This is a genomic window from Polaromonas sp. P1_F9, assembly GCF_056405615.1.
Genome location: NZ_JBFUBT010000007.1, coordinates 60,980 through 86,504 on the forward strand (window position 1 = coordinate 60,980; position 25,525 = coordinate 86,504).

29 protein-coding genes are annotated in these 25,525 nt (G+C 64.0%); 11 read left to right on the top strand and 18 right to left on the bottom strand.

From position 1 onward, the window contains the following. Positions 1 to 26 precede the first annotated feature (26 nt). The 6 genes from AC1DYR_RS19220 to AC1DYR_RS19245 all read right to left on the bottom strand — a co-directional run bounded on the left by AC1DYR_RS19220 (position 27) and on the right by AC1DYR_RS19245 (position 4,970). Positions 27 to 656, bottom strand: coding sequence for an ankyrin repeat domain-containing protein (locus AC1DYR_RS19220; protein WP_477706620.1), 630 nt, complete (start codon positions 654 to 656; stop codon positions 27 to 29). Between the two features lie 124 nt (positions 657 to 780). Continuing rightward, positions 781 to 1,272: a GlcG/HbpS family heme-binding protein gene (locus AC1DYR_RS19225; RefSeq protein ID WP_477706509.1), complete on the bottom strand. Its 492-nt coding sequence runs from the start codon at positions 1,270 to 1,272 to the stop codon at positions 781 to 783. A 192-nt stretch (positions 1,273 to 1,464) separates the two neighbouring features. Then, entirely contained in the window at positions 1,465 to 2,106 is a 642-nt protein-coding gene (locus AC1DYR_RS19230; RefSeq protein WP_477706510.1) for a response regulator transcription factor, read from the bottom strand. Further along, positions 2,103 to 3,590 carry a sensor histidine kinase gene (locus tag AC1DYR_RS19235; protein WP_477706511.1) on the bottom strand — a complete coding sequence of 496 codons (1,488 nt, stop codon included), beginning with the start codon at positions 3,588 to 3,590 and terminating at the stop codon, positions 2,103 to 2,105. The genes AC1DYR_RS19230 and AC1DYR_RS19235 overlap by 4 nt, the downstream gene beginning before the upstream one ends. A 190-nt stretch (positions 3,591 to 3,780) precedes the next feature. After that, positions 3,781 to 4,407 (bottom strand): OmpA family protein, encoded by a 627-nt coding sequence (locus tag AC1DYR_RS19240; protein WP_477706512.1) that lies wholly within the window; start codon positions 4,405 to 4,407, stop codon positions 3,781 to 3,783. Continuing rightward, complete coding sequence (locus AC1DYR_RS19245; protein ID WP_477706513.1) at positions 4,404 to 4,970, bottom strand: FecR family protein; 567 nt, start codon at positions 4,968 to 4,970, stop codon at positions 4,404 to 4,406. The genes AC1DYR_RS19240 and AC1DYR_RS19245 overlap by 4 nt, the downstream gene beginning before the upstream one ends. Before the next feature lie 131 nt (positions 4,971 to 5,101). Between AC1DYR_RS19245 and AC1DYR_RS19250 the strand changes: the two genes are divergently transcribed. From AC1DYR_RS19250 to AC1DYR_RS19265, 4 genes are all read left to right on the top strand, one after another. Further along, the gene (locus tag AC1DYR_RS19250) at positions 5,102 to 6,016 is read left to right on the top strand and encodes a cation diffusion facilitator family transporter (protein ID WP_477706514.1); all 915 of its coding nucleotides are present in this window, start codon (positions 5,102 to 5,104) and stop codon (positions 6,014 to 6,016) included. A gap of 92 nt (positions 6,017 to 6,108) precedes the next feature. Beyond that, positions 6,109 to 6,867: a molybdate ABC transporter substrate-binding protein gene (locus AC1DYR_RS19255; protein WP_477706515.1), complete on the top strand. Its 759-nt coding sequence runs from the start codon at positions 6,109 to 6,111 to the stop codon at positions 6,865 to 6,867. Then, on the top strand, positions 6,867 to 7,304 hold the full coding sequence (gene dtd / locus AC1DYR_RS19260) for a D-aminoacyl-tRNA deacylase (RefSeq protein ID WP_477706516.1): 438 nt from the start codon (positions 6,867 to 6,869) through the stop codon (positions 7,302 to 7,304). Before AC1DYR_RS19255 ends, dtd begins: the two co-directional genes overlap by 1 nt. A gap of 16 nt (positions 7,305 to 7,320) precedes the next feature. Next, positions 7,321 to 9,372: a hypothetical protein gene (locus AC1DYR_RS19265; protein WP_477706517.1), complete on the top strand. Its 2,052-nt coding sequence runs from the start codon at positions 7,321 to 7,323 to the stop codon at positions 9,370 to 9,372. Between the two features lie 10 nt (positions 9,373 to 9,382). Here the strand turns inward: AC1DYR_RS19265 and ybeY are convergent, their stop codons facing one another. After that, on the bottom strand, positions 9,383 to 9,835 hold the full coding sequence (ybeY, locus tag AC1DYR_RS19270; protein WP_477706518.1) for an rRNA maturation RNase YbeY: 453 nt from the start codon (positions 9,833 to 9,835) through the stop codon (positions 9,383 to 9,385). Then, positions 9,825 to 10,835: a PhoH family protein gene (locus AC1DYR_RS19275; protein WP_477670040.1), complete on the bottom strand. Its 1,011-nt coding sequence runs from the start codon at positions 10,833 to 10,835 to the stop codon at positions 9,825 to 9,827. The genes ybeY and AC1DYR_RS19275 overlap by 11 nt, the downstream gene beginning before the upstream one ends. A gap of 94 nt (positions 10,836 to 10,929) precedes the next feature. Between AC1DYR_RS19275 and ruvA the strand changes: the two genes are divergently transcribed. The 4 genes from ruvA to AC1DYR_RS19295 all read left to right on the top strand — a co-directional run bounded on the left by ruvA (position 10,930) and on the right by AC1DYR_RS19295 (position 14,850). Next, complete coding sequence (gene ruvA, locus AC1DYR_RS19280) at positions 10,930 to 11,502, top strand: Holliday junction branch migration protein RuvA (RefSeq protein WP_007867616.1); 573 nt, start codon at positions 10,930 to 10,932, stop codon at positions 11,500 to 11,502. Between the two features lie 14 nt (positions 11,503 to 11,516). After that, positions 11,517 to 12,590 carry a Holliday junction branch migration DNA helicase RuvB gene (gene ruvB / locus AC1DYR_RS19285; protein ID WP_477706519.1) on the top strand — a complete coding sequence of 358 codons (1,074 nt, stop codon included), beginning with the start codon at positions 11,517 to 11,519 and terminating at the stop codon, positions 12,588 to 12,590. 42 nt (positions 12,591 to 12,632) lie between these two features. After that, the gene (locus AC1DYR_RS19290) at positions 12,633 to 14,354 is read left to right on the top strand and encodes a rhomboid family intramembrane serine protease (protein ID WP_477706520.1); all 1,722 of its coding nucleotides are present in this window, start codon (positions 12,633 to 12,635) and stop codon (positions 14,352 to 14,354) included. Positions 14,355 to 14,454: 100 nt separating this feature from the next. Then, the gene (locus tag AC1DYR_RS19295) at positions 14,455 to 14,850 is read left to right on the top strand and encodes an energy transducer TonB family protein (protein WP_477706521.1); all 396 of its coding nucleotides are present in this window, start codon (positions 14,455 to 14,457) and stop codon (positions 14,848 to 14,850) included. A 25-nt stretch (positions 14,851 to 14,875) separates the two neighbouring features. Here the strand turns inward: AC1DYR_RS19295 and AC1DYR_RS19300 are convergent, their stop codons facing one another. Genes AC1DYR_RS19300 through AC1DYR_RS19325 form a run of 6 tightly spaced genes read right to left on the bottom strand, consistent with a single transcriptional unit; the run spans position 14,876 to position 19,608 of the window. Continuing rightward, positions 14,876 to 16,063 (bottom strand): DSD1 family PLP-dependent enzyme, encoded by a 1,188-nt coding sequence (locus tag AC1DYR_RS19300; protein ID WP_477706522.1) that lies wholly within the window; start codon positions 16,061 to 16,063, stop codon positions 14,876 to 14,878. A gap of 25 nt (positions 16,064 to 16,088) precedes the next feature. Beyond that, entirely contained in the window at positions 16,089 to 16,763 is a 675-nt protein-coding gene (locus tag AC1DYR_RS19305; RefSeq protein ID WP_477706523.1) for a histidine phosphatase family protein, read from the bottom strand. A 2-nt stretch (positions 16,764 to 16,765) separates the two neighbouring features. Beyond that, entirely contained in the window at positions 16,766 to 17,386 is a 621-nt protein-coding gene (locus tag AC1DYR_RS19310) for a DUF4136 domain-containing protein (RefSeq protein ID WP_477706524.1), read from the bottom strand. 51 nt (positions 17,387 to 17,437) lie between these two features. After that, positions 17,438 to 18,388: a tRNA 2-thiocytidine(32) synthetase TtcA gene (gene ttcA, locus AC1DYR_RS19315; RefSeq protein ID WP_477706525.1), complete on the bottom strand. Its 951-nt coding sequence runs from the start codon at positions 18,386 to 18,388 to the stop codon at positions 17,438 to 17,440. Positions 18,389 to 18,408: 20 nt separating this feature from the next. Continuing rightward, a complete protein-coding gene (locus tag AC1DYR_RS19320; protein ID WP_348046741.1) occupies positions 18,409 to 18,780 on the bottom strand; it encodes a dihydroneopterin aldolase in 372 nt (123 codons plus the stop codon). Positions 18,781 to 18,834: 54 nt separating this feature from the next. After that, on the bottom strand, positions 18,835 to 19,608 hold the full coding sequence (locus AC1DYR_RS19325) for an SDR family oxidoreductase (RefSeq protein ID WP_477706526.1): 774 nt from the start codon (positions 19,606 to 19,608) through the stop codon (positions 18,835 to 18,837). Between the two features lie 64 nt (positions 19,609 to 19,672). Between AC1DYR_RS19325 and AC1DYR_RS19330 the strand changes: the two genes are divergently transcribed. The 3 genes from AC1DYR_RS19330 (at position 19,673) to AC1DYR_RS19340 (ending at position 22,211) form a co-directional block, all read left to right on the top strand. After that, complete coding sequence (locus AC1DYR_RS19330) at positions 19,673 to 20,779, top strand: class I SAM-dependent methyltransferase (protein ID WP_477706527.1); 1,107 nt, start codon at positions 19,673 to 19,675, stop codon at positions 20,777 to 20,779. Between the two features lie 258 nt (positions 20,780 to 21,037). Beyond that, positions 21,038 to 21,232, top strand: coding sequence for a DUF2905 domain-containing protein (locus AC1DYR_RS19335; RefSeq protein ID WP_477648192.1), 195 nt, complete (start codon positions 21,038 to 21,040; stop codon positions 21,230 to 21,232). A 16-nt stretch (positions 21,233 to 21,248) separates the two neighbouring features. After that, positions 21,249 to 22,211, top strand: a complete 963-nt coding sequence (locus AC1DYR_RS19340) for an ROK family protein (RefSeq protein WP_477706528.1) — start codon at positions 21,249 to 21,251, stop codon at positions 22,209 to 22,211. 21 nt (positions 22,212 to 22,232) lie between these two features. On the opposite strand, the gene mdtD is transcribed toward AC1DYR_RS19340, so the two are convergent. From mdtD to AC1DYR_RS19360, 4 genes are all read right to left on the bottom strand, one after another. Beyond that, positions 22,233 to 23,654 carry a multidrug transporter subunit MdtD gene (gene mdtD / locus AC1DYR_RS19345; RefSeq protein WP_477706529.1) on the bottom strand — a complete coding sequence of 474 codons (1,422 nt, stop codon included), beginning with the start codon at positions 23,652 to 23,654 and terminating at the stop codon, positions 22,233 to 22,235. A gap of 124 nt (positions 23,655 to 23,778) precedes the next feature. Beyond that, a complete protein-coding gene (gene erpA / locus AC1DYR_RS19350) occupies positions 23,779 to 24,144 on the bottom strand; it encodes an iron-sulfur cluster insertion protein ErpA (protein WP_122955163.1) in 366 nt (121 codons plus the stop codon). Positions 24,145 to 24,312: 168 nt separating this feature from the next. Then, a complete protein-coding gene (locus AC1DYR_RS19355; protein ID WP_457282898.1) occupies positions 24,313 to 24,714 on the bottom strand; it encodes a bactofilin family protein in 402 nt (133 codons plus the stop codon). 55 nt (positions 24,715 to 24,769) lie between these two features. Continuing rightward, on the bottom strand, positions 24,770 to 25,477 hold the full coding sequence (locus AC1DYR_RS19360; protein ID WP_477706530.1) for a DUF6776 family protein: 708 nt from the start codon (positions 25,475 to 25,477) through the stop codon (positions 24,770 to 24,772). Between the last annotated feature and the right edge of the window lie 48 nt (positions 25,478 to 25,525).

The window sequence follows — 25,525 nt, forward strand, 5'->3', positions numbered from 1 at the left end:
CCCTGCGGGGCAGGCTCACGCCGCCTCTAGCGGGCCCCAGCCTTGACCAGCATGTGTTCCATCTCACGGTAGCCGCGCGCCTTCGCAAGCTGCAGCGGCGTATTGCCCTGCCGGTCGCCGAGCTGCAGATTCGCGCCTGCTGCTATCAGTGCACGCAAGGTTTCCTGGTGGCGCGGCCCGCCGTCGCCCAGCACGATGGACTCGATCACGGCGGTCCAGTGCAGGTTGTTCACATGGTCCAGCGGTGCGCCGGCGGCGATCAGCTGTTTCACCACGCCGTCGTGGCCCAGGTGCACAGCGGCAATCAACGCCGTGCCGTCATAGCGGCTGGTCACCAGCTTTGCGCTCGCGCCCGACGCAAGCAGAGTTCGCAGGGTTTCCTCATCGTCGGCAACCGACGCCATCGTGACGCCGTCGTACCTGTCCTTGTCCAGCAAGTTGACGTCGGCGCCGGCCCTCGCCAGCGCACGAATCGCCTCACGCTTTTTGGCAAACACGGCAACATGCAGCGGCGTACGGCCGTTGCCATCACGCGCGTTGACGTCCGCCCTGGCTGCGACAAGCCTTTCGACTTTGGCTGCATCACCTTTCTGAGCCGCGGCATGCAGGCCGGTGTAGGCCGCCGCCTCCGATGCGCTGGGCGCCGTTTGCGCCATGACGGGGCTGCCTGCTACCGCGGCAAAGCTCCATACGGCAATGGCTCCAAGGTTTTGCAATGGATACCAGGATGTCCTGCGCATGGTGTTCTCCTTGGGTGCGTTGATGTTTGCCGTTGAGCGCTTACTTGAGCTGGTCCTTGACCTTGTCGAGCGCAACCATGGCGCACTGTTCGTCAAGATGGCCGCCGGGTGCACCGCCGATGCCCACAGCGCCAATCACTTCATTGCCCACCTTGACCGGCACACCGCCGCCGAGCAACAGGTAGCCCGGGATGTTCACCAGGTTGGCGGCGGCCGGGTTCTTTTGCGCGCCCTCCATCATGGCCAGGGTGGTGTTCTTGGCAGAGGCGGAGGTAAATGCCTTTTGCTGGCTGGCACCCAGCGTGTGCGGGCCGGCGTTGTCCGCACGTTGCACGGCGCGAACAGTGCCTGCGCGGTCCACCACCGTGGCAGCCACAGCGTAGCCGTTGGCGGCACAGGCGGCCACGCTGGCGGTGGCGATCTGGTTGGCCAGCTCGAGCGACATGTTTTTCTCGATGCGGACAGACTGGGCGTTGGCGGCTGCGGCCACGAGGGACAGGGCGAGGGCGGAAATCCTGAGGGCGTTGCGCATGGTGTTCTCCATAATTGGTTTGTTGAAACGGTTCAGTTGCCGCCGGGCCGCCCCAAGGCAACTGCGCCCCCTTTGGGGGCAGCGCAGCACACGAAGTGGCAAGCCTGGGGGTTCACATAGAACCGTGGAAGAACTTTAGAAAATGACCACGCGTTTGCCCATCGGTAGGGCTACGCCAATCTCTCCGTATAACTACGGAGCGGCGTCCACCAGCGCAGCGTAATGCCTGATCAACTGTGCCAGCGACTCGGCTTCAAGCTTGGCAAACAGGTTGGCCCGATGGGTTTCCACCGTGCGTGGTGAGACATCCAGCGCGCGGCCGATTTCCTTGTTGGTCAGCCCCGCAACGATCAGGCCCAGCACCTCGCGCTCGCGCTCGGTCAACTGTGAAAATCGCAGCTGCGCATTCCGGTCCGCCTTGCTCCGTTCGCGCGACCTGACGTGCTGGCGCACGGCGTTTTGCAGGGCTTCCAGCAGTTGCTCGTCGTTGACGGGTTTTTCCAGGAACTCCGCCGCCCCGGACTTGAAGGCGCGGCGGCACATCTCCACCGTACCGTGGCCGGTCAGCATGATGATGGGCTGGTCCACACCCTGACCGATCAGCGTGTCGAGTACGGTCAGACCGCTGACGCCGGGCATGCGCACGTCCAGCACGATTGCACCTATCGTCTGCCGGTCGAAACCCTCTACAAAAGCAAGCGGGTCGGCCCAGGGCTGCACGCGCAGGCCGACGGTGCCGATCAGCAAGGCCAGACTGCTGCGCACCGCCTCGTCGTCGTCAATCAGGTGAATGAGCGGCGACAAGGTGGCGGCTGCGGTGTTTGTGTCGCTCATGGTGTGCTTCCTGCGGCGGCGGGCGCAAGCGGCAGGTTCAGCCGGAATTCTGCGCCGCGCGGCGCCGCATTGTGGGCCGTCAGGGTGCCGCCCATGTTGCCGGCCAGCGTCTCGCACAGGCTGAGACCCAGGCCGAGGCCGTTGCCCCGGGTCGTGAAGAAAGGCTCAAAAATACGCGGCAGCAGTTCAGGCGGAATGCCGGGGCCGCTGTCGCGCAGGCTCAACACGCCCTGCCCTTTGTCCTCGCGCAGCGCCAGTGTCAGCGCACGTTGAGGCGCTGCAACCTGCTCAAGCGCCTGCAGGGCGTTCATCAGCAGGTTATGGATGATCTGCTCCAGCGCCACCGGATCCGCCAGAACGGCGCCCGGCTGCCCCACCAGATCGAGGTCCGGTGGCGCGACGCCGCGCCGCTTGAACTCCGGCTCCAGCAGGTAAAGCGCGTTGTGCACCGCTTGCTGCAGCCGCACAGGCTGGATTTCCCCGGCCGGGCCGGGCCGCTCTATGGCGCGGCGCAGCCGGCCCACCACTTCAGAGGCGCGCCGTGCCTGCTCAACCGCTTGCTGCATCGCGCCACGCGCCGTGGCCAGTTCGGGAGGGTCTTCATTCAGCAGGCGGCTGGCGGCCTGGGTGTTGGCCAGCACGGCGGTCAGTGGCTGGTTCAGCTCATGGGCCATGCCCCCGGCGAGTTCGCCCAACGAGTTCAGGCGCGCCACCTGGCCCAGGCGCAGCAACTCCTCGGCCCGCCGGCGCGCCGCGCGCTGGCGCAGCACCGCCGCCCAGGTGGCCAGCAGGGCCGCCACCAACGCGGCCCAGCCCAGCATTTCACCCCACGGCAGCTCGGCCCAACCTACCTGGCGCGTGGCCACCACATCAAAAGGCTGGCTGTCCGATGCCAGGTGTTTTTGAAAGTCAAATCGCCAGCCCGCGCCAGCGGCCTGCCCCGGCTGGAGCAGAAAACTCTGGCCGGCGTGGTCCAGGCTGACGCGCACCGGGCTCTGCTCCGGCGCCATGGGCCATTCGCTCCAGGGCACGGTGCCGCGCAGGTCAATCAGCAACGCATGACTGGTCGGTTCAGCGCCCTGCACCAGCTGATAGCGGCCTTTGCCGAAATCGACATCGGCCAGTTCGGCATGACGGCTTTGGCGTGATTTTTCTTCGGCGACACGCAAGCTGTCGTGCGGCCAGGAGGCCCCGGGATCACGCCGTTGCACTTCCAGGATTTGCGGATAGACCGAAACCAGCCGCCGTTCGGGCTGGACAGGCTGCGAGGCGTTACGCGGGGGCTGCAGCAAGGCCAGCGTAGCCATTACAGCGTCATGCTGCACCACGCGTTGGCTGAGCAGCCGGTGGGCGATGCGCATGTCGGTTTCAAAGGCCTCACGCAACTGGGTGAGCGCCAGGCGCCCCATGACCACGCAGCCCAGGGCCGTGATGAGGCACCAGGCCAGGAGCCAAGGCCACCGGCGTTTTAGGGTGTTCAGCATGGCGCATTCTTGCATCATCACCGGTTCGGTCGGGCTGTTGTCGGATGCGATGAGGCTTTCGTCAACTTGGCCAGCGCTTTGTTCGGGCTTCTGCGGACCCGGGCACGGCGATCAACGCTATGGTTTTAATAGCTGCTTGCGCTTATCCCTATTGGTCTACAGCCATTTAACCTGAATACCAGCCGTCCTGTTACCGAACCTCGATGGCCACGCGCCGGTTGCGCGGTTCTTCCACTTCATCGGCGGTAGGCACGGCCAGGTCGCGCTCACCCCGGCCCGCCGCTTCGATGCGCTCCGCCGGAAACTGGCGGTCGATCAATATCTGGCGCACCTGCTGCGCCCGCTGGGCCGACAGCACGTCATTGCTGGCGCCGGCGCCCACGGTGTCGGTATGGCCGGTGATCACGATGTCGCCGCCACTTCGGGCCAGCGCATCGGCGAGCACGTCTTCCATGATTTTCTGTGACTCGGCTGTCAGCACCGTGCCACCCGCATCAAAGTACACCGTGTAGCGCTTGCCCCTGGGCGGCGCCATATCGAACAGCGCAGCATTGTCGGCGCGCACCTTGGCCGGATCGGCCTGGTCCACCTTGGGGACGCCGGTCGCACCCAGTGCTGCCGTGGCACGCTGGAAGGGCGCGGACAGCACGGCTTCGCCGCCACTGCCTTCGCGGGCGCGTACCACCACCGAGGAAGGCGCACCACCCTCCTGCGGCAGCAAGACGACACGGGTGCCGGTGGAACAGCCCGCAAGCAGCGTGGCCAGAAGAAAAGCGGGAAGAAGGACAGTAAGGGATAAGGAGCGCGGGATTCTCATGGCTGCGGATCCGCCTGCACGATGAAGTCGGTACCGCGAATGCCGATGAAAGCGGTCTTGGTCTCGATGCGCACGGTCTCGGGGTGGGCCTTGCCCACCAGGCCGCTCATCATGCGCAGCGAACCTTGCAGCAGGGAGAGCAGCAGGCCGCCCTCTTGTGTGGTGGCATCAAAGCTGAAACCCTTGATGTCCAGTTGCGAAGCCGGACCCACCACCACCGTGGTGCCGTCGCGCAGTACCAGGCTGGCGGCAGAGTCGGCGCCTGTGACGATGCGGCCGGCGGGCAATACGGCGTCTCCCGCTTTTGCCGGCCGCGCAGCACCGCCGGCCTCCAGCAGCCTGACATCACCGCGCAGGGTTTTCAGAAAACCGGCCTGCCCGGGGGCGGGTGGAGGCGGAGGCAAGGCTACAGAAGCGGGTGTGGCCGATGCCTCGGCGACAGGCGCCGGCGCCGCTGCCGGGGTGGCCGGAGCACCTGCGGCAGATTCCGGCTGGGTTTGAGCGGTGGCTTGCACGGCTGCAAGCATCAGTCCGGCCAAGGCTGTCAGATAGCGATGTTTCATGAAGACCTCTTTGGTCGATTATCCATTACCTTTGGTTACGATTCACCGGGCGAGTCTTACCACCCCGCCACCGCCCTCCTCCCAGTCTTTTACCCCACATGCCCCCATCCCGCATCCCCCACAATGCACAGATGAATTTTCCCGACTGGCAGTCCCTGACACCGCAACAGCTGCTACGAGCTTCCGTAGCCGTGGCCGCAGCCACTATTGCCCTCAAGACGGCGGCCTGGTACATCACGGATTCGGTCGGACTGCTGTCTGACGCCATGGAGTCTTTCGTCAACCTGGCCAGCGCGCTCTTTGGCCTGGCCATGGTCACGATTGCGCAGCGCCCTGCCGATGACGACCACCCCTACGGCCACCACAAGGCCGAGTATTTTTCGTCCGGCTTCGAGGGCGCGCTGATCATCGGTGCGGCGCTGGCCATCATCTGGGCTGCCGCGCACCGCGTGCTGGACCCGCGACCGCTGCAGCAGCTGGGCTGGGGCCTGGCCTTGTCCATCGGTAGCTCGGCGCTCAACGGCCTGCTGGCCTGGGCGATGTTCCGCGCGGCCCGGCAGCATCGGTCCATCGCGCTTGAGGCCGACGCCAGGCACCTGGTGACCGACGTCTGGACCTCCGTTGGTGTGGTGGTCGGCATAGGTGCTGTCATATTGACCGGCTGGCTTTGGCTGGACGCCGTGGTGGCGATCGGCGTGGCCCTGAATATCCTGTGGGAGGGAGGCCGGCTGGTCTGGCGCTCCTCACAGGGCCTGATGGACGAGGCGGTGGAGCCTGAAGTGCTGGCCGAGATCCAGAAAACACTCGCAGGCTTCAGCCACCCCACCATCCGCTTTGACCACCTGAGCACGCGCCGCGCCGGCCAGCGGCGCTTTGTCGATATGCACATGCACATGCCGGCCAGTTGGTCGCTGGGCCGCGCGGCGGCCGTGCGCACCAGCGTTGAGCAGGCGCTGATGAGCGCCGTGCCCGGCCTGCGCGCCAGCATCCAGCTGCTGCCCACCGATGTGGAAGCCCATTTCGACGACGCGGCCGACCTGATTTGACGGCCTGCCGCCCTCTTCCGGCCGCCGATAATTTCCCCGACCTTCCGACCTTCCGACCTTCCGACCTTCTACCCCTGAGTCCAGGAGCCTTGATGAAACAAACCACTCTTGCGCTTGCCGCCCGTATCGTTGCCTTCACACTGCTCAGCGCCGCCGCGCAGGCGGCAGAGCTCCAGGTGCTGAGCGCCGGCGCCATCGAGCCCGGCCTCAATGCGGCAGCGGCCGCTTTTGAAAAGCAGACCGGGCACACCGCGAAAATCACCTTCAACACCGCGCCCGAGCTGAAAAAACGCATGGACAACAATCCGGCGTTTGACGTGGTGATCGCACCGCCCGCGGTCATTGGCGAATTTGCCGCGGCTAGCAAGCTGGCGGAAACGCGCGCCAACGTCGGCCGTGTCGGCATGGGTGTGGCTGTGCGCGAAGGCGCGCCTGTGCCCGACATCACCAATGCCGAGGCACTCAAAGGCTCGGTGCTGGCCGCCGACTCGCTGGTGTTCAACCGCGCATCTACCGGCTTGTACCTGGAGGGCCTGCTCAAGAAGATGGACGTGTATGCGCAGGTGGAAAGCAAAACCACGCGTTACCCCGACGGCGCCTCGGTGATGGAGCACGTGCTCAAGGGCAAGGGGCGCGAGATCGGCTTCGGTGCGATGACCGAGATTCTTCTGTACAAGGACAAGGGCCTGCGGTTCGTCGGCCCGGTGCCGGCCGAGGTGCAGAACTACACGTCCTACACCGCCGCGCCGCTGGCTTCCGGCAAACAGCAGGACGTGGCCCAGCAGTTTGTCAGTTTCCTTGCCGGCCCGGTCGGCAAGCCGCTGTTTGTGGCTGCCGGTGTAACTGACTGATGAAGGCGGTGCTGCAACGCGTGGCCGAGGCCCGCGTGGTGATTGCCGGCGAAACCGTCGGCCAGATTGGCGGCGGGCTGCTGGTGCTGGTGTGCGCAGAGCGCGGCGACGCGGAGGCGCAGGCCGACAAGCTGCTCGCCAAAATACTCAAGCTGCGGATTTTTTCCGACGAAGCCGGAAAAATGAACCTCAGCGTGCAGGACGTCAAAGGCGGCCTGCTCATCGTGAGCCAATTCACCTTGGCCGCAGACGCCTCGGGCGGCAACCGGCCCAGCTTCACCGGTGCGGCCCCGCCTGACGAAGGACGGCGCCTGTACGACTACTTCGTGGTCCAGGCCCGCGCCGTCCATCCAGTGGTCCAGACCGGCGAATTCGCCGCTGACATGCAGGTGCACCTGGTCAACGACGGGCCGGTGACGATTCCCCTGAAGATCTGAACCACAGGAATCGACCATGCAACCCGACGACACCCCGCTCGAAGAGGCGCTTGCCCGCGAAGCGCCACGGACCTGGTCGCGCGCCGAGGTGCTGGGCAACCTGCGTGGGCAGAGCCCAACCTGGGTCCGCTACCTGCGCCCGCATTACGCCGGAGACTGGGATGAACTCGTCCAGTACCTTGGCACCCTGCCGGAAAAACAGGACAACGACCGGGTGCGGAGTCATCTGGGTTTGGTGGTGCTGCATCTTGGTCAGCAGCAAGGGCTGGCCATCTTCCTCGAGCTGCTGCGGCACGACGACCCCGCCCGCTTCACGCTCGCGCTGGACCAGGTGCGCCACCTGTCGCACGGGCCCTCAGCGCTGCCGGACGATTGGGCGCAGCCGCTGGCGGACGGGCTCGCGGCCGCGCTGGACCGTCCCATGCGCGAGCACGAAGCCGAAGCCGTGATGGACTATTTCACGCGGAAAGTGCCACAGGCGGCGCATCGCCATCTGGTGGCGCTACAGCGGCGCCCGGATGCCGTGCTGGGCGGCAGGGCCATCGGGTACTTCGCCGGACTGGACCGCGACGTGGGAACCTTCGACGCTATCGCAGGCTTCCTGCTCGAGCCCGGCATCCGCGCCGCGAAAGACCTGATGCATCGCGGCTCACTGGCGGCGGACCTCTGCCTGCGCCTGTCCGTCTGGACCAAGCCCCCCTGCGAGGAGCGCCACCGCGAGCGCGCGGCTGCCCTGGCGGCCCAGGTACTGCGCGAGTGCATGGCGGCACCTAACGCGGCCGAACGGCTGCGCTCCACCTGCCATGGCTGGATCTATCCGGAGTCCCTGCTCGCTGCCGTCAGCTTCCGCAAGAGCGCAGAAGCCGCCGCGCTTTTGCAGGACGTGGCGGCATTTCGCGCCATCGACGCGATCGTGCGCGCGGTGGCGATGGCCCACCTCCACGCGATGACCGGCCTCATGCTGCCCGAGCGGCCCACAGTCATCGCCGACCTGCTGGCGTCGGGCGGCGATTCGCTCGGTGAGTCTTTGCAGCAGGTAGCGGACGCGGGGCTGGTCACCTTGCCGGAGCTGCTGCTGGCTGCGGCGCAACCCACCTGGTGCTATCGGGCGACCACTCTCCTGAAGGCCTGGCCGCGGGAAGCGAACGCGGACGCGCAGATCGTCGCCGGGCTGCGAACCGCGCTGGCCGGGTATTGCGGTGCCGGACCCGTCGCGAGCCACCCCAGGGCCGCGGAGAGCATCCGCTACCTCGTCGAAGTGTTGGCCCCGCTGGCCCGCACGCCGGCGGACAACGCCGACCTCGGCGAATCGCTGGCGCGTGCGCTGGCTTCAGCGCGGGAGTGCGCGGAGAAGCCCTGGTTGGCCCAGGGCGTCATGGCGCACATGACGGCGCTGGGCCTGGGCGAGCGGCTTGACCTCAATGCGATGCGCCCCTGGGATGCGATGGATCAGCATTGGCTGCGAACAGGTACCACCTGGACCGAGGCCGCGCAGCTGCTTGCCGAAGCTGGCGCGATCGACCCCGCGCCGCTGGAACGCACCGCGGCCATTCCGCCCGGCGGCTTCGACAGCCTGTGCCACCTGATCGACGCGCAACAAAGCCGGCTGGTGTTCTTCAGCATTCGCGACAACGGTTATGAGCATGACCACGCCGGGTTGTTCGGGCAACTGGTGGGCGCCTTGCGTCCGCCGCTTGCGCTGGAGGCCGTGGTGCAGCGTGGCAACGTGGAATTCAAACCCGTGCCGCACGAGGAGCGCCCCGGTTTCCAGAAGCAGATCGACGGCGTGCCGGTCTATACGACGGAAGGCACCCTGCAGCAGGTACATGTCTACCACGCCGGACAGGGATTCAGCTTTCGCGCCGCGCCGCAGGGCACCTGGATGGACGTCTGGGCGGTGCTGCATGCGTTCGACCGCTTTATGGCGCTCGTGCAGCGGCCCGAGCGTGCACATTGGCTGGCGCCGGGAGACAGTGGCGAATGGGCCTTGTTCCTCTGCGCCGACCCGACGCGCCTGCGGCCGGTGCTGCAGCAGCTCCGGATGCCCCTGAACGAGCCGACCGTCTGACCACCACGCTTCAGTAGGGGTTGGCGTAGCCCAGCGACCCCATCAACAGGATCTCCAGCGCTTCCATCTCCAGCGCATCGCGCTCGTTCGTTTCGTGGTCCCAGCCCTGCGCGTGCAGCGTGCCGTGCACCAGCAAATGCGCATAGTGGGCCTGCAGCGTCTTTTTGTTCTCTTTCGCCTCTTTGGCCACCACCGGCGCGCACAGCACCAGGTCGGCCGTGACCACCGGCTCCTGGGTGTAGTCGAAGGTCAGCACGTTGGTGGCGTAGTCGCGCTGGCGGTAGTCGCGGTTCAGCGCCTGGCCTTCTTCGGCGTCGACGATGCGTACAGTGATCTCGCCGTCGTGCGCCAGCGCGTGGCGGATCCAGCGGGCCACGCTGTGGCGCGGCAGGGCGGCGCGGTGGAGGGCGGCGTCTTTCAGGTCGCCAAACTGCAGGGACAAACTCAGGTTTTTAAGAGCCATTCCGGCTCCTGGCGCTGGTGCGGCGTGCGGGAGCAGCTATCGAATCTGTAGCAATTTCTGCCGCGATGCCGGGCCGCGTCTTGTCGTACGCATCCACAATGCGGGCCACCAACGGGTGGCGCACCACGTCGGCGCTCGTCAGGCGCGTGATCGCAATGCCTTTGACGCGCTTGAGCACGCGCTCGGCGTCCACCAGGCCGCTCAGCTGCGTGCGCGGCAAATCAACCTGGCTGATGTCGCCCGTCACCACGGCCTTGCTGCCAAAGCCGATACGGGTCAAAAACATCTTCATCTGCTCGGGCGTGGTGTTTTGCGCTTCGTCGAGGATGACGAAGGCATGGTTCAGCGTGCGGCCGCGCATGAAGGCCAGCGGCGCGATCTCGATCTGCTGGCGCTCAAAGGCCTTTTGCACGCGCTCGAAGCCCATCAGCTCGTGCAGCGCGTCATACAGCGGACGCAGGTAAGGGTCCACCTTCTGGCTCAGGTCGCCCGGCAAAAAGCCCAGGCGCTCGCCGGCCTCGACCGCCGGGCGGGTCAGCACGATGCGCTGCACCGTGCTGCGCTCCAGCGCATCCACCGCACACGCCACGGCGAGGTAGGTCTTGCCGGTGCCGGCCGGGCCGATACCGAAAGTGATGTCGTGGGTGGCGATGTTTTCCAGGTAGGTGCCCTGGTTGGTGGTGCGGGCGCGCAGGTCGGCGCGGCGGGTCGACAACGCCATGGCGCCGTCGGGTGCGATGCTGAGCGCGGTGTCGCCGGCCAGCATCAGCTGCACGGTTTCGGGCTCTATGGGCCGCTGGGCGATTTCGTACAGGGCCTGCAGCACTTCCAGCGCCTGGTTGGCCTTGACCTTGGTGCCGTCGATCTTGAACTGCTCGAAACGGTGGGCAATCGTGACGTCCAGCGCCACTTCGATGGTACGGATGTGGCTGTCCATGGGTCCGCACAGGTGGCCCATGCGGGTGTTGTTCGGCGGCGTGAAGGTGTGGCGAAGAATCAAGGCGGTGGTTTTCCTGGAAAAACGGCGGTTAAAGGCGGAAAAACACAATTGTCCGCCCAAACAGGCGCCTGCGTCTGACTGATAAGATTTGCCCATGATTGGAAGACTCTCTGGCCAGCTGGCCGAAAAAAATCCCCCGGAAATCCTGGTGGACTGCAACGGTGTCGGCTATGAAGTGCTGGTGCCCATGAGCACCTTCTACAACCTGCCCGGCCTGGGCGAAAAAGTCAGCCTGCTGACGCATTTTGTGGTGCGTGAAGACGCGCAGATCCTCTACGGCTTCGGCAGCGCCACCGAGCGTGCCGCCTTCCGCCAGCTCATCAAGATTTCCGGCGTGGGCCCACGCACCGCGCTCAGCGTGCTCAGCGGCATGAGCGTTGAAGAACTGTCGCAGGCTGTGACACAACAGGAAGCCGGCCGAATCATCAAGGTGCCCGGCATCGGCAAGAAGACTGCCGAGCGCCTGCTGCTTGAACTCAAAGGCAAGCTGGGCGCCGACATCGGCGTGCAGGTCAGCGTCGCCAACGATGCCCAGTCCGACATCCTGCAGGCCCTGGTGGCGTTGGGCTATAGCGACCGCGACGCCGCACTGGCACTGAAGGCATTGCCCAAAGATATCGGCGTGAGTGACGGCATCAAGTTGGCGTTGAAGGCGCTGGCGAAATAGGCCGGTAACCCAGTATGAGCATACAAACCGACGATTTCGCTCCCGGCGACTTCCCGCCCGCCAAGCGCGTGATGTCGGCCGCGCCGGCCTCACCCGGCGAGGAGGCGATCGAGCGCGCGTTGCGCCCCAAACTGTTTGACGAGTACGTCGGCCAGACCAAGGTGCGCGACCAGCTGGAAATCTTCATTGGCGCGGCCAAAAAGCGCAGCGAGGCGCTGGACCACGTGCTGCTGTTCGGCCCGCCCGGTCTGGGCAAGACCACGCTGTCCCACATCATTGCGCATGAACTCGGTGTGAACCTGCGACAGACCTCGGGCCCGGTGCTGGAAAAACCCAAGGACCTGGCGGCGCTGCTGACCAACCTTGAAAAGAACGACGTTCTCTTCATCGACGAAATCCACCGCCTGAGCCCGGTGGTCGAAGAAATCCTCTACCCCGCGCTGGAGGACTACCAGATCGACATCATGATCGGCGAAGGCCCGGCGGCGCGCAGCATCAAGCTCGACCTGCAGCCCTTCACGCTGGTGGGCGCCACCACGCGCGCCGGCATGCTGACCAACCCGCTGCGCGACCGTTTCGGCATCGTGGCACGGCTGGAGTTTTATACGCCCGACGAACTCGCACGCATCGTGCGGCGCAGCGCCAAGTTGCTCAATGCGCCCATGGACGAAGAAGGCGGTTTTGAAATTGCCCGCCGTTCACGCGGCACGCCGCGCATCGCCAACCGCCTGCTGCGCCGCGTGCGCGACTACGCCGACGTCAAAGGCAGCGGCCACATCTCACTGGACATCGCCAACAAGGCACTCGCCATGCTCGACGTGGACCCGCAGGGCTTTGACGTGATGGACCGCAAGTTGCTGGAAGCCGTCATTCACCGCTTCGACGGCGGGCCTGTGGGCCTGGACAACATCGCCGCCAGTATCGGCGAAGAGCGCGACACAATTGAAGACGTGATCGAACCCTATTTGATCCAGCAGGGCTATCTGCAGCGCACACCGCGCGGGCGCATCGCTACGCTGGCCGCCTACCGCCATCTGGGTGTGGCGCCGCCGCAGCAAGGGCAAGACTTCTTTGGCGCCGGCAAATAAACAATAAACCGGCCCGCCAGGTGGCAAGGGCAGGAGGGGAGCATGGAATTTCCGGATACTGTTCCGTCGGCCTTGCTGGCAGGCGCACCTGATGCGCCTGAATATGTGCGTGAGTTTCCCTCATCGTGGCGCAGCACCACGGGAACCCTGACGATCCTCTTTTCATTCCTGGCCGTCATTCCGGCCTTGATTCTTGTGTTTGTCCCGTTTTCCGGTTTTCCCGGATGGCGACTGGCCAGCCTGGGCGGCCTGCTGTGGTTCGTCTGGCTTTTTGGGCGGCAGCTTGTCGGCGGACGTCCCGCCTTGCGGGTGGGCCCCGAAGGCATCAGCGCCGCCGTACTGAAAAACAGGACCATCGCGTGGGCTGAGGTGTCAGATATCGAGTCGCAGTCTGCGCAGGGCCACACGTCGATCAACGTGTCGCTCGCACCTCATGTGAAAGACAAATGGTGGTGGGGCAGCCGTAAAAAGCGGCTTTGCATTCTCTTGAACGGCGTACGGACCAAAGACCACCCCGACGCGATCATGGCCGCGACGCAGGCCTTTGCTACCTACGGCGGACGGGGCTTTATGCAGGCGATGGAGCAGCGGACCGCTGAACTCAAGGCCGTGGAAAATTTCGACGCCCGCCTGAAGGAGCTCACGCCTGTGACTTGGGCGCTTTACCTGGTGGTCGGCGTGAACGTCGCTGTCTGGCTGGCGAATCTCGGTGCCGGAATCAGCGCGTTCAAACCCTTGCCGTCGGAGCTTTTGGCCTGGGGCGCCAATTCGGCGGCGTCAGTGGTGGAAGACCGCCAGTATTGGCGTCTGTTGACAGCCACCTTTCTGCACGGCGGCTTTCTGCACCTCGCGTTGAACATGCTGGGCTTGTGGCAGGGCGGGGTCCAACTCAACCGGCTTCACGGCAACTTTCAGTTCCTGTTGATCTACCTGGCCAGTGCGCTCACCGGCAGTGCGCTCAGCCTGCATTTTTCTGCCCAGCAATCCGTTTCCGTCGGTGCTTCCGGTGCGGTGTTTGGTGTCCTGGGGGCGCTGCTGGTGGCGGTGCACCAGCATCGCGGGCAAATACCCGGCGTTACCAGCAAGAACGTGATGACCAGTCAGGGCGTGTTTCTGGCGTATGCGCTCGTTCAGGGTTTCAGCAAGCAGGGTATCGATAACGCCGCCCACGTGGGGGGCCTCATGGCAGGATGTGTGCTGGCCTGGGTGCTGACCGAAAAAATCGCCGCCGTTGCCACACCGGCGCGGCGGCTTTCAACGGCGGCTATCGGTTCGTTGCTGTCGGCCACCGCAGTGGCCGCTCTGGTGACCACAACGCCCACCCCTGCCGTGCACCACCGGCAGCTGTTTGAATTCCAGGCCGGGTTGACCCGCATTTTGCCCGCGATGCAAGCCGCGGAAAAAGCCTTTCAGGCCGACGTCAAAGCTTTTCGGGAAGGCAAGATGCCGGAGCCTGAATTTGTCCAGGCGATAGAAACACGGCACCTGCCGGGTTATCAGGCCGTCCAGCGCGCCCTGGCCCCGCTGGACATCCCTGCCAATGACAAAGTCGGCGCCGGCATGCGCGACGTCAAGCGCGCCAACAATCTGATGGTGGAACTGATGCAAATCCAGCTGGCCACTGCACGTGCCGTGCAGGGCGATATCACAGCCTCAGCCGGTCAGGCCCGCGTGCTGGTGATCAGCGCGGAGCTCAAGGCCATTGAGTCGCGGATTTCAGAACGTGTGAGCGCCGCCAAGCCCAAATCCAAATCCAACCCTTGAGAAAATAGCCATGTCTCGCCGCTCCCTGATTTCGCCGTGCCTGATGCTTTGCTGGGCAATGGCTGTCGGGGGCTGCGCGGTCCCGGCACCGGGACCGCGCATGCCCAATCCGGCCGTGCCTCTCGCTTCCACGTCCAGCCTGCCGGAATTCCCCGAGCTGTTCCGGCAGATGGGAAAACTCTACGCTGATCATCCGCAGGCGCCGCAGATGCAGGACGGCGACAATATGGGGCAAAAAATTTCCATCGCGCGCGTGCGCAAGCCCGGCGCGCTCGACGCCTTGCAGGCTTACCGTGCGCAGGGCATCCATGGCCGCGTCGTCGTGATCACATTGCTGGACGCCGAGGGCAAGCTGCTCGATGCGCGGGTGCTGTCGTCCACGCACGCCGAGCTCAATGGGGTCGTGCTGCAGTCGGCACGCGAAGCGGAGTACCGGGGCGGGCGCATCAATGGTGCGCCGTCACCGATGTACGCTGTTTACGGCGTGAATTTCTAGACGCGCTGCTTTACGCGCAGGGGAGTCAGGTCAGCGCGCCGCGGGCGTCGACCTGGTAAATGCGCTGCACCGTACCGTGGCGCAGGCCACCGGCCACGCCGATCATGGCATCGTGCAAATTCACGGTAGGGTCGCAGTGGCCGGGAATCAGCCACAGCATGCTGCCCAGGCCCGGCAGGCGCTTGCTGTCGCCCGCGGGCCGCAAGATACCGTGCTCGTCGCCGCCATTGAAATAGGCCAGCTCGCTTTCACTGTCAAAGGCATGCACCAGCGGCAGGCCGGAATCAATGGCGTGGCTTTTGTGGCCGGCGTCGCACACGGCATGGCTGCCGTGCGTGCTGATCACCTGGGTTTTGACGAACAGCGCATGTTCGAACTGCGGCTGCGACGGGTCCCGTTCGTTTTGGGCGTAGTCGGCGTCCATGAACATGAAGGAGCCGGCCTGCAGTTCGCCGTAGACGCCGCTGGCGGCTTCCAGCATCAGGCTGCCGGTGCCGGCGCCCGTGACCAGGTCTACCGTGATGCCCTGGGCTTCTATCAGTTTGCGCGTCAGGAGCACGGCTTCCACCGCTTTGGCAATGGCGTCGCGCCTTTCCTGGGCACTGCGCATGTGCTGGGCCTTGCCATGGTAGGCCTGCAAGCCGGCAAAACGCAGCGCGGGGTGTTTGCGGATTTCCAGCACCAGCGTGACGGCGGCGGCGCCGGGCTCGACACCGCAGCGCCCCTGGCCGACGTCGATTTCCACAAACACGTCGATCACGGTGGCACCCGCATTCTTGTTGTTGATGCGGGCCTCCGTCATGGCCTGCGCCAGACGGATCACACCCTCGGTGCTGTCCACCGCAATAGCAAGGTGGCCGCCTTGGGCAGCGACTTTTTGGGTGAGCGCCGCCACACGGGCCAGCTTGGCCGGGGCGATGACCTCATTGCTGATGTAGACGTTGTACACACCGCCGGCCACCATGATTTCGGCTTCGGACGTTTTTTGCACGCACACGCCAATGGCGCCGGCCCGCATCTGCGCCTTGGCCAGCGCGACGCTTTTGTGCAGCTTGGCATGGGGACGCCAGCGGACATTGTGCTTCTTGGCAAATTCAGCCATGCGCGCAAGGTTGCGCTTCATTGCGTCCAGGTCGATGACCAGGGCGGGCGTGTCGATGTCGTTGACCGGTTTCCCGATCAGTTCGGCCAGGCGGGGCGGCTGTGTGCTCATGAGTGCATTGATGTTTATTCTGCGCTTATTGTGCGCCGAGACGGGCGCCGGCATCGCTGCCGGAAAATCCGTTGTCGTCCAGTGCGTCGTTTTCCAGGTGCTGCGTATCGGCCCAGCCCACCAGGGAAAAGCCCTGGGGCGTCCAGAGCAGGCGGTTGATGGCCGTGTTGCCCAGCGCCCAGGTACGCGGGGCCTGGATGTCCAGTCGCGTGGCGGCGCGGTAAAGCACGTCCATCACCCCGCCATGGCCCACCATGGCGATCAGCTCGCCCGGGTGGGCGGCTGCCAGGCGCTCGGCGGTGGTGACCACCCGGCTACGCAAGTCGAGCAATGATTCACCGCCAGCGGGCGCAAATTCCGGGTCCCGCTTGCGCCAGCGCATCGACTGGTCAGGCAGCAGGGCTTCAATCTCCGCAAAGGTTTTCCCTTCGAAGTCGCCGAAGCCGCGTTCGCGCAGGCCTTCTTCGCGCGTCACCTCGATGCCCAGCACACGGCCCAGGTATTGCGCCGTCTCCCAGGCGCGGGTCAGGTCGCTGGCGTAGATCGCGGTGATCGGTTCGTCGGCCAGCGCGAGCGCCATGCGTTCGGCCTGCCGGCGGCCGGTGTCGTTGAGGGGGATGTCCAGGTGGCCCTGGATGCGGGTGTCCACATTCCAGGTGGTTTCACCGTGGCGTATGGCAATGACGCGCGTTGATTCCATTCTTACCGGGGAATCTCGACATTGATGCGGCGCGTCCCCGGCGGCGGCTGCGGGAAGCCGCGCAGAGCCGAGTCCAGCATGGCCGGCAGCACCGCCGGGGTGTCCGACCAGACGCCGTCGTGCAGCGCCCGTGTTTCATAGGCGACCTGGTTGGTGCGAAGGTCGCGCATCACGATGCTCAGCTCGCGCTTGAAATAGGTCGGCTCCGAGATTCCGCCGCCGATTGGGAACGACAGGCCGACCCCGACGCCGCGGCTGCCGCCGCCCATGAACACGCCGCTTCCAAACCCAAAACCGCCGTAGGGGCTGTAACCATAGGGGCCGCGGTCGATGATCTGGGTGGTGGCCACAATCTGCACGCTGTAGCGTGCGGCGGGCGGATTGAGCTCCATTCCCACCTTGGCCAGGGCGCTGCGTGCCATGCCTTCAACGGCATCCTGCGGCGAGCCGGCGGCCTGCTGGGAAGGCAGGCGCTCAAAGCGATACGGTGTGCCAGGCGCAGGCGGCGCGCCGTTCCAGTTGTAGAAGGCGGTGACGTCACTGTCGACCAGGCGCACGGTGGAACAGCCCGCCATGACAAAAGCCATGGCAGCCACGAAGAAAATCGCGAACGCACGTTTCATGAGGCCTCCAAAGCAATGAGTTGTTGAAAACGAAGAACGCTGAGAAATCACTTAGCCCGAATGCACACCGATCACGGACAGCCCCGGCGGCACCGGCTCCCGGAACTCTTCGGTATCAAAAGCCTTGTCGCCTTCCGGGTCGGCAATGCCGGTTGCCTTGATGCCCTTGAAATCATGGCGCTTGTTGTCCATCAGGTGCGAGGGCACGATGTTTTGCAGTGACGCGAACATGTTTTCCAGCCGGCCGGGGAATTTTTTCTCCCATTCGCGCAGCATGTTGCCGACCTGCTTGCGCTGCAGGTTTTCCTGGCTGCCGCACAGCGTGCACGGGATGATGGGAAATTCGCGCACCTGCGCCCAACGCGTCAGGTCTTTCTCGGTCACGTAGGCCATGGGGCGGATAACGACGTTCTTGCCGTCGTCGCTCACCAGCTTGGGCGGCATGCCCTTGAGCTTGGCCGCAAAAAACATGTTGAGGAAAAACGTCTGCAGCATGTCGTCGCGGTGATGGCCCAGCGCGACCTTGGTGCAGCCGAGCTCACCCGCCACGCGGTACAGGATGCCGCGGCGCAGGCGTGAGCACAGCGAGCACAGTGTTTTGCCTTCGGGGATCACGCGCTTGACGATGCTGTAAGTGTCCTGGTTTTCGATGTGGAAGGGCACGCCCAGCTTGCCGAGATAGTCCGGCAGGATGTGCTCCGGGAAACCGGGCTGTTTCTGGTCGAGGTTGACGGCCACCAGTTCGAAATTGATGGGCGCTCGCTTTTGCAGCTTCAGCAAAATGTCGAGCATGGCGTAGCTGTCTTTGCCGCCCGAGACGCACACCATGACCTTGTCGCCTTCTTCAATCATGTTGAAGTCGACAATGGCGCGGCCGACTTCGCGGCACAGGCGTTTTTCAAGCTTGTGGTCTTCGCGCTCGATCTTCATGCTGTTTTGCACGCGCGCGGAGCTTTCCTGCTGCTCGTGTTCCGCGACAGCATCTTCCCAAACAGCACTCATATCATTCACTCCCATATCGTTCACCACTGTCCCGTCTCGATGCGAATGGCTACTTCGCAGTCGTCAAAAATTTCAAGTTTGGCGATCTTCACCCGCACGCCCAGCACGCCGGGTAACTTCATCAGCCGGTGCGCCAGCTTGCCGATCAGGCTTTCCAGCAGGTTGACGTGTTCCGAGGTGCATTCGGTGATGATGATCTGCCGCACCTTGCGGTAATCCAGCACATGGTGGATGTCGTCGTCATGGGGCAGCAGCGGCTGAGCGCCCAGGTTCAGTTCGGCATCGACCTGGATCGGTTGCGGCGCGGTTTTTTCGTGATCCAGAATGCCCAGGTTGGCGTCAAAGCGCAAACCGGTGAGGTTCAGGATCTGGGTGCCCCGGGAATTGAACATGGTGCCAGTCTGTAGTGGGTCGGTTGTGGTGATGTGTAAGCCGTTGCCGATGGCTTACATCAGCGAAAAATCGCGCTCGAACTTCATCAGGTGCTGGCCACCATCCACCAGCAGCGTGGTGCCGGTGATGGAGCTGTTCTCCAGTGCAAACTTCACCGTGGCCGCCACGTCGGCGGGGGTGGACGATCGACCCAGCGGCGACAGTTTGTGACGGGCCTCGAATTGTTCGTCGGTCAGCAGGTGGCTGGTCAGCGTCAGCCCCGGCGCAACGCCGACCACACGAACCTGCGGCGCCAGCGCCAGTGCCAACATGGTGCCGGCTGCTTCCAGTGCAGCCTTGGAAAGCGTGTAGCTGAAAAAGTCGGGGTTCTGGTTCCAGAGTTTCTGGTCCAGCAGGTTGACGACAGCGCCTTGGGCGCCGCGCGAGGCCACATGCGCATGCAGGGCCTGGGCCAGCACGATGGCGGCGCCGGTGTTGCTGTGCAGATGCCGGTCCATGGCGGCGAAACCGAAGCTGGCGGCGCTGTCTTGCTCAAAGGTCGAGGCGTTGTTCACCACGGCATCGACCTGGCCCATGCGCTCCACCACGGCCGGCAACAGGCCACGCACCGCCGTTTCGTCGTTTAAATCTGCATGAAAAGCGGCTGCAGCGCCCGACAGTTGTGCGCAGGCAGCTACTGTTTTAATAGCATCTTCTTCGGAGCTGCGGTAATGCACCGCCACCTGCCAGCCGCCGGCCGCGAGCGCCAGCGCGATGTCGCGGCCCAGCCGCCTGGCGGCGCCGGTCACGAGGACAACGGGTCGGGATGATGGCGGGGTTGGGGTCATGGGTGGTGAGGGTTGGCAAAAAAGGTCAGGGACGTATCGCCGACAATTGCAGGCGGTGACAAACATGACCCAGACGACCAATCCCCCCATTTTACCGACCGGCCTTGCCGACCACATCGCCAGGGCCATTGACGCTGCCGGCGGCTGGATCGGGTTTGACCGTTTCATGGAGATGGCGCTTTACACGCCCGGCTGGGGTTATTACGCCAATGCCTCGCGCAAATTCGGCCTGATGCCGCAGTCGGGCAGCGATTTTGCGACGGCCCCGGAGATGTCCGCCCACTTTGGCCGGGCGCTGGCCCGGCAGGTGAAAGAAGCGCTGGCGGCAACCGGCACCACGGAAATCTGGGAATTCGGCGCCGGCTCGGGCGCCCTGGCGCACCAGTTGCTGGATGCGCTGGGCGACTCGGTCACGCAGTACCGCATCGTCGATTTGTCGGGCAGCCTGCGCGAGCGCCAGCAGGAACGGTTGCAGGCTTTTGCCGGCAAGGTGGACTGGGTAGCGGAGCTCCCGGCGCAGATGCGGGGCGTGGTGGTGGGCAACGAAGTGCTGGATGCCATGCCGGTGAAGCTGCTCGCGCGGCTCAACAACCTCTGGCATGAGCGCGGCGTGGCCCGCCTTGAGGGAGAATTTGTCCATGCCGACAGCCCGACCGATCTCCGGCCTCCCATTGAAGTGGAAGGCGAACACGATTACGTCACAGAAATCCATCCGCAGGCGGAAGGCTTCATGCGGACACTGGCCGACCGGCTGGACGCCGGCGCTGTGTTCCTGCTCGACTACGGCTTCCCCGAACACGAGTACTACCATCCGCAACGCAGCATGGGCACGCTGATGTGCCACCGCGGCCACCTGGCCGATGCCGATACGCTGGCGGACGTGGGCGACAAGGACATCACGGCGCATGTCAACTTCACCGGCGTTGCCCTGGCAGGGCAGGAAGCCGGCCTGCAGGTGCTGGGCTACACCAGCCAGGGGCGTTTTTTACTCAATTGCGGCTTGCTGGACGGCATGGAAAACGCCAGCCTGCCAGACCGGGTGATGTTGCAAAAGCTGGTGAACGAGCATGAAATGGGCGAGCTGTTCAAGGTGATCGGCTTTGGCGCGAGGGGAAGCCTTCCGTGGGAGCCCATGGGTTTCACCGCCGGCGATCGCATAAACACTTTGTAGCACCCCCGTCGGACGCTCACTTCGTGTAGCGCCTTCCCCCTCAAGGGGACGGCACCTGGGGCCGGCGAAGCCGGACCCTCGGCCCTACTGGTGACTTACCACCAGCCCTCATGGGTCACGCCCTGAACTCTTCAAGCCAGCATGAGCCGCAGGGCCGGCTTTGCCGGACTGCAGGCGGGCGGCCCCCTCGGGGGCAGCGCATTACACGAAGTGAAAAGCGTGGGGGCTTACTTCCATCGTGGGGGCTAAACTAACCCCATGATCCGCTGGTTCATCGTTATCTTCCTGGCCCTGATGCTCATTAGCTGGTTCAGCCCGCTGCTGCAGAAGTTAGGCTTCGGCAAGCTGCCCGGCGATTTGCGTTTTCGCCTGTTCGGGCGCGAATGGTTCATCCCGCTCACCACCACGGTCCTGCTGAGCTTTATCGCCAGCCTGATCGCCAAGCTCATTTGAGAATAAGGCCCTGCACATGAAAGCCTGCGTCGACCTGGGCGGCACCAAGATTGCCGTCAGCCTGATTCCCTCGGCGCCCGAGATAACCCTCGCCCATGCCTCATTGGCCCTGCAGTCCCGGCGCACGGAACCCACCGGAAAAGAAGGCCCGCGCGACACACTGGCATGCCAGGTGTTGCGCATGCTGGACGAGGCCTGCCATGCGGCCGGCATCCGCGTACAGGATCTCGATGCTGTGGGCGTTTCGTCCTGCGGCCCTTTCGTGATGAGGGACGGCATGCTGGAGATATCCAACCCCAATATCTGCGGCGGCATGGCAGGCCCGGCGCGCGGCCTGCCTAACGACTGGGTGAGCGTTCCGCTGGAAGCGCCTCTGCGCCGGCGCTTTGCCGAAAAACTCCGCATCGAGAACGACGGCGTGGGCGCCCTGCAGGCCGAACGCCGCTGGGGCGCACTGCAAGGCTCCAGCCACTGCGCTTACGTGACATGGAGCACCGGTATCGGCTTTGGTCTGTGTGTAGATGGCAGAATCCTGCGCGGCAAGCACGGCAACGCGGGCCATGCAGGCCATTCCTTTGTCAGCGACAGCAGCGATGCGCTGTGCGGCTGCGGCAATATGGGCGACCTGGAAGGCGTTGTGGCTGGCAACGCGATTGCGCGGCGCTTTGCCGGTGCGGGTTACCCCGGTGCTTCCGCATTGTTCGCCGCTGCACAGGCGGGCGACGTGACCGCCATCACGATCGTGGATGAACTGTGCCGGGTCCTGGGGCGCGGTCTCTACAACCTCGTCGTCACGCTGGACCTGGAGCGCATCAGCATGGGCGGCGGCGTGTTCTGGAATCATCGCGATTACCTTTTGCCGCGTCTGCGTTCACAGATTCACGGCAAGTTGCCCGCCCTGACGGATGATTTTGAGCTGGTGGCAGCAGGGCTGGGCGAACGGGTCGGGGATTTTGCAGCTTTGGCACTGGTGAGTTGACGCGGCTGCCGGCAGAAAAAACTAGCCCTGCCCCGAAGCCTCGGTCGCTTCAGCCTTCTTCACCACCCTCACCTGCGGCGACAGCTGCCAGAAAATGCCCGCTGACGCGAGGGTGATCAGACCCATCGCGGCAAACGTTGCCTGGAAGGAATGCAGCGTCTGCACGGCCTCGCCAGCGCCGAAAAAGCCCGTGAAAGCGCCCAGCACCGCGCCCGCGGCGGCCACGCCCATGCTCATCGCCAGCATTTGCACCATCGACAGCAAACTGTTGCCGCTGCTGGCCATGCTGCTGTCCAGGTCGCGCAGGGTCACGGTGTTCATCGCGGTGAATTGCATCGAGTTGACCGCGCCAAAACACGCCAGCTGAAGGATGTGCAGCCACAGCGGCTGCACCGGTGTCACGAATGCGAAGCTTGCCATGGTGAGCCCGACCAGTGCGGTGTTGGTCACCAGCACCCTGCGATAGCCGTAGCGCGTGATCAGCGGTGTGGTGACACGCTTGACCAGCATGCTGGCCACGGCAACCGGCACCATCATCATCCCGGCTTGCAGCGGCGAATAGTCCAGGCTGACCTGCAACAGGAGCGGCACGAGAAAAGGCATGCACGAACTGCCCAGGCGTGAAAACAAGTTGCCCAGCAAACCAATGCTGAGCGTGGGAATGGAAAACAGCTTCGGCGAAAACAGCGGGTCGGGCCGTTTGGCGGCATGCAGCCAGTAGGCGCTGAGGCTGGCCATGCCGAAGACCAGCAGCACCAGCACACTGGCCTGCTTCAGGCCCAGGCCCGACAGCCCATCGACGGCCAGCGATACGGCCACCATGCCGAAGGCCAGCAGCAGATAGCCCGGCAGGTCGAAGCGCGGCATTTGAAGCCGTGGGTTGTCCTCCATGTAAAAAAGCGTCGCCATGCAGCCCAGCACTCCCACCGGAATGTTGATGAGGAATACCCAGTGCCAGGAAGCCACCTGGACCAGCCAGCCGCCCAGCGTGGGGCCGATCAGTGGGCCAACCAGGCCCGGAATGGCGATGAAGCTCATGGCCTGCAAAAACCGCTCGCGCGGAAAGGCGCGCAGCACGGCCAGCCGGCCCACCGGCAACAGCAGCGCCCCACCCATGCCCTGCACCACACGCGCCGCCACCAGTTGCACCAGGTTGCCGGACAGCGCGCAGGCGATGGAGCCAATAACGAACAGTGAAATCGCCCCCACATACACCCGCCGCGTACCGAAGCGGTCGGCGATCCAGCCGGACGCGGGAATCAGCATGGCCATCGTGAGGGAATAGGCAACCACCACCGACTGCATGCGCAAAGGGCTTTCGCCGAAGCTGCGGGCCATGGCCGGCAAGGTGGTGTTGACGATGGTGGCGTCCAGCGTCTGCATGAAAAAGCCGATGGCTACGAGCCAGAGCAGCATGCGCAATGATTTTTCTTCTGCCTGCATGGATGAGAGATGCGAAAGGGCGAACTTGGTTCACCGCACGGGGATTGAAGAAAACAAGAAGATGGCCGGACAGCAAAAAGCCGCCTCGAAGGCGGCTTTTAAAGCGAAGGCGTTGAGTTCCGCCTCAGGCCGAGAAGCTGGATCCGCAGCCGCAGGTGCTGGTGGCGTTGGGGTTCTTGATGACGAATTGCGCGCCTTCAAGGTCGTCCTTGTAGTCGATTTCGGCGCCCACCAGGTACTGGTAGCTCATGGCGTCGATCAGCAGTGACACGCCATTTTTGGTCATGGTGGTGTCATCTTCGTTGGTGATTTCATCGAAGGTGAAACCGTACTGGAAACCAGAGCAGCCGCCGCCCTGCACAAAGACGCGCAGCTTCAGATCCGGGTTGCCTTCTTCGGCAATCAGCTCAGCCACTTTGGACGCGGCGCTGTCGGTGAAGACAAAGGGCGCGGGCATTTCGGTCTGGATATTTTCGGCAACGGCACTCATGGGGACTCCAATACATAAAGCGAATCAGGGTTCGCGATTCGAGGCGTTCAAGCCTCTGGCGGCACTTATTGGCAAATAGTACAGCAATTCAATCAACCATAACGCCCATGCGTGTTAGGCCGTATGGTTTACTTGTAAGCGCTCACTCGCTCAATTCACCTCAACTAATCAGATGTTGTTGGCGGCCAGTTTGAGCGTGGGCTTTTCTTCCAGTTCCGCGTGGCTTGTCGCGCGCAACTGTCCAAAGATGACGGCACCTTGGTGCATTTCAAGCGCCTTGTAAGACACGTCGCCCTCGATTTTGGCTTTGGGCTGCAATTCAAGCAGCTCGGATGCGTGGACAGGGCCCATCACCCGGCCATTGATGATCACATGGTCGGCGTGAATATGGCCGGTCACGGTGGCGGACTCGCTGATCACCAGAATGCTGGAGCTGCCTTCGGCGGCGCGGATGTCGCCGATCACTTCACCGTCGATCCGCAGGCCGTCGGTGAATTTCAGGTTGCCCTCAATGCAGCTGCCTTGGGCGATCAGGCTTTTGATGGGCGGCTGCTTCTTTTTTCCAAACATACAAAGATTCCTGTGCTGGGGGTGTGGCGGTGGGAGGGGAAATCGGGGGGAATTCTCAAAGCTTGAAGGTCTGGGCAGATCTGACCGCTGTCCCCTCAATGACTTTAGCTGTAACTGTTTGTACCATGGCTTGGGGGGGCAAGTCGAGGACACCTTCCACACGAAGGTACTGTTTGAACTGTAAAGTTTGCGGTCCGCCGGGCAAAGTCATCGTCCAGGGTTTTCCGTCCTGCGTGCCATGAACCGTCAGATCCAGTTTCCCGTTGAAATTAGGCGCACCCTTGACGGGCTGGATCACCAGGACCTGCCATTTGAGCTGGGTTCCCGACAACACCTCGGCCTGCAGGCTGCGGATGGCAACCACCTCGGCGCTGCTCGCCGGCAAAAGCTTCTGAAAAAATCCCAGGTCGTCACGCAGGCTGCGGTTGTCGCTCTCCAGCTGCCGGATCTGGCTCATCATCTTTTCCTGCACCGCTTTTTCGGCCGTGAGCAGGCTGCCTGAAGTATTGGCAATCGATTGCGCCCTGTCGCGGTCTGCACGCAAAGTGACCACTTCCTGACGCAATACGCTGATCTCTTCCCTGGCATCGGTATCCACGCCCGCAATCCCCTTGCCGAACTCGAAGGCCCAGAGGGCGACCGCTGCGGAAAACCCCAGCATCAGGGCACCGGCGATCCACCGCAAGGGCCAGGGGAGCGAGCTGCGCACCGACATGCGCGGGGAGCTGATCGTCAGGCGGCGGCGAAACAGGCGAAATTTCAAATCGGGGGCCCTGCAGTTTTCGGTTCGGGGAGCTGCATTGTGCACGCA

Bases quoted from the DNA above. Each gene is read 5' to 3' on its own strand.
- AC1DYR_RS19325 (WP_477706526.1), bottom strand. From the start codon at position 19,608: ATGACCCCAACCCCGCCATCATCCCGACCCGTTGTCCTCGTGACCGGC.
- erpA (WP_122955163.1), bottom strand. From the start codon at position 24,144: ATGAGTGCCGTTGCCGAAAATATCCAGACCGAAATGCCCGCGCCCTTT.
- AC1DYR_RS19300 (WP_477706522.1), bottom strand. From the start codon at position 16,063: ATGAGCACACAGCCGCCCCGCCTGGCCGAACTGATCGGGAAACCGGTC.
- AC1DYR_RS19335 (WP_477648192.1), top strand. From the start codon at position 21,038: ATGATCCGCTGGTTCATCGTTATCTTCCTGGCCCTGATGCTCATTAGC.
- AC1DYR_RS19245 (WP_477706513.1), bottom strand. From the start codon at position 4,970: ATGAAACATCGCTATCTGACAGCCTTGGCCGGACTGATGCTTGCAGCC.
- AC1DYR_RS19240 (WP_477706512.1), bottom strand. From the start codon at position 4,407: ATGAGAATCCCGCGCTCCTTATCCCTTACTGTCCTTCTTCCCGCTTTT.
- AC1DYR_RS19295 (WP_477706521.1), top strand. From the start codon at position 14,455: ATGCCCAATCCGGCCGTGCCTCTCGCTTCCACGTCCAGCCTGCCGGAA.
- ruvB (WP_477706519.1), top strand. From the start codon at position 11,517: ATGAGCATACAAACCGACGATTTCGCTCCCGGCGACTTCCCGCCCGCC.
- AC1DYR_RS19225 (WP_477706509.1), bottom strand. From the start codon at position 1,272: ATGCGCAACGCCCTCAGGATTTCCGCCCTCGCCCTGTCCCTCGTGGCC.
- AC1DYR_RS19330 (WP_477706527.1), top strand. From the start codon at position 19,673: ATGACCCAGACGACCAATCCCCCCATTTTACCGACCGGCCTTGCCGAC.
- ruvA (WP_007867616.1), top strand. From the start codon at position 10,930: ATGATTGGAAGACTCTCTGGCCAGCTGGCCGAAAAAAATCCCCCGGAA.
- ybeY (WP_477706518.1), bottom strand. From the start codon at position 9,835: ATGGCTCTTAAAAACCTGAGTTTGTCCCTGCAGTTTGGCGACCTGAAA.
- AC1DYR_RS19305 (WP_477706523.1), bottom strand. From the start codon at position 16,763: ATGGAATCAACGCGCGTCATTGCCATACGCCACGGTGAAACCACCTGG.
- ttcA (WP_477706525.1), bottom strand. From the start codon at position 18,388: ATGAGTGCTGTTTGGGAAGATGCTGTCGCGGAACACGAGCAGCAGGAA.
- AC1DYR_RS19265 (WP_477706517.1), top strand. From the start codon at position 7,321: ATGCAACCCGACGACACCCCGCTCGAAGAGGCGCTTGCCCGCGAAGCG.
- AC1DYR_RS19220 (WP_477706620.1), bottom strand. From the start codon at position 656: ATGGCGCAAACGGCGCCCAGCGCATCGGAGGCGGCGGCCTACACCGGC.
- AC1DYR_RS19235 (WP_477706511.1), bottom strand. From the start codon at position 3,590: ATGCTGAACACCCTAAAACGCCGGTGGCCTTGGCTCCTGGCCTGGTGC.
- AC1DYR_RS19230 (WP_477706510.1), bottom strand. From the start codon at position 2,106: ATGAGCGACACAAACACCGCAGCCGCCACCTTGTCGCCGCTCATTCAC.
- AC1DYR_RS19290 (WP_477706520.1), top strand. From the start codon at position 12,633: ATGGAATTTCCGGATACTGTTCCGTCGGCCTTGCTGGCAGGCGCACCT.
- AC1DYR_RS19250 (WP_477706514.1), top strand. From the start codon at position 5,102: ATGAATTTTCCCGACTGGCAGTCCCTGACACCGCAACAGCTGCTACGA.
- dtd (WP_477706516.1), top strand. From the start codon at position 6,867: ATGAAGGCGGTGCTGCAACGCGTGGCCGAGGCCCGCGTGGTGATTGCC.
- AC1DYR_RS19355 (WP_457282898.1), bottom strand. From the start codon at position 24,714: ATGTTTGGAAAAAAGAAGCAGCCGCCCATCAAAAGCCTGATCGCCCAA.
- AC1DYR_RS19255 (WP_477706515.1), top strand. From the start codon at position 6,109: ATGAAACAAACCACTCTTGCGCTTGCCGCCCGTATCGTTGCCTTCACA.
- AC1DYR_RS19310 (WP_477706524.1), bottom strand. From the start codon at position 17,386: ATGAAACGTGCGTTCGCGATTTTCTTCGTGGCTGCCATGGCTTTTGTC.
- AC1DYR_RS19320 (WP_348046741.1), bottom strand. From the start codon at position 18,780: ATGTTCAATTCCCGGGGCACCCAGATCCTGAACCTCACCGGTTTGCGC.
- mdtD (WP_477706529.1), bottom strand. From the start codon at position 23,654: ATGCAGGCAGAAGAAAAATCATTGCGCATGCTGCTCTGGCTCGTAGCC.
- AC1DYR_RS19340 (WP_477706528.1), top strand. From the start codon at position 21,249: ATGAAAGCCTGCGTCGACCTGGGCGGCACCAAGATTGCCGTCAGCCTG.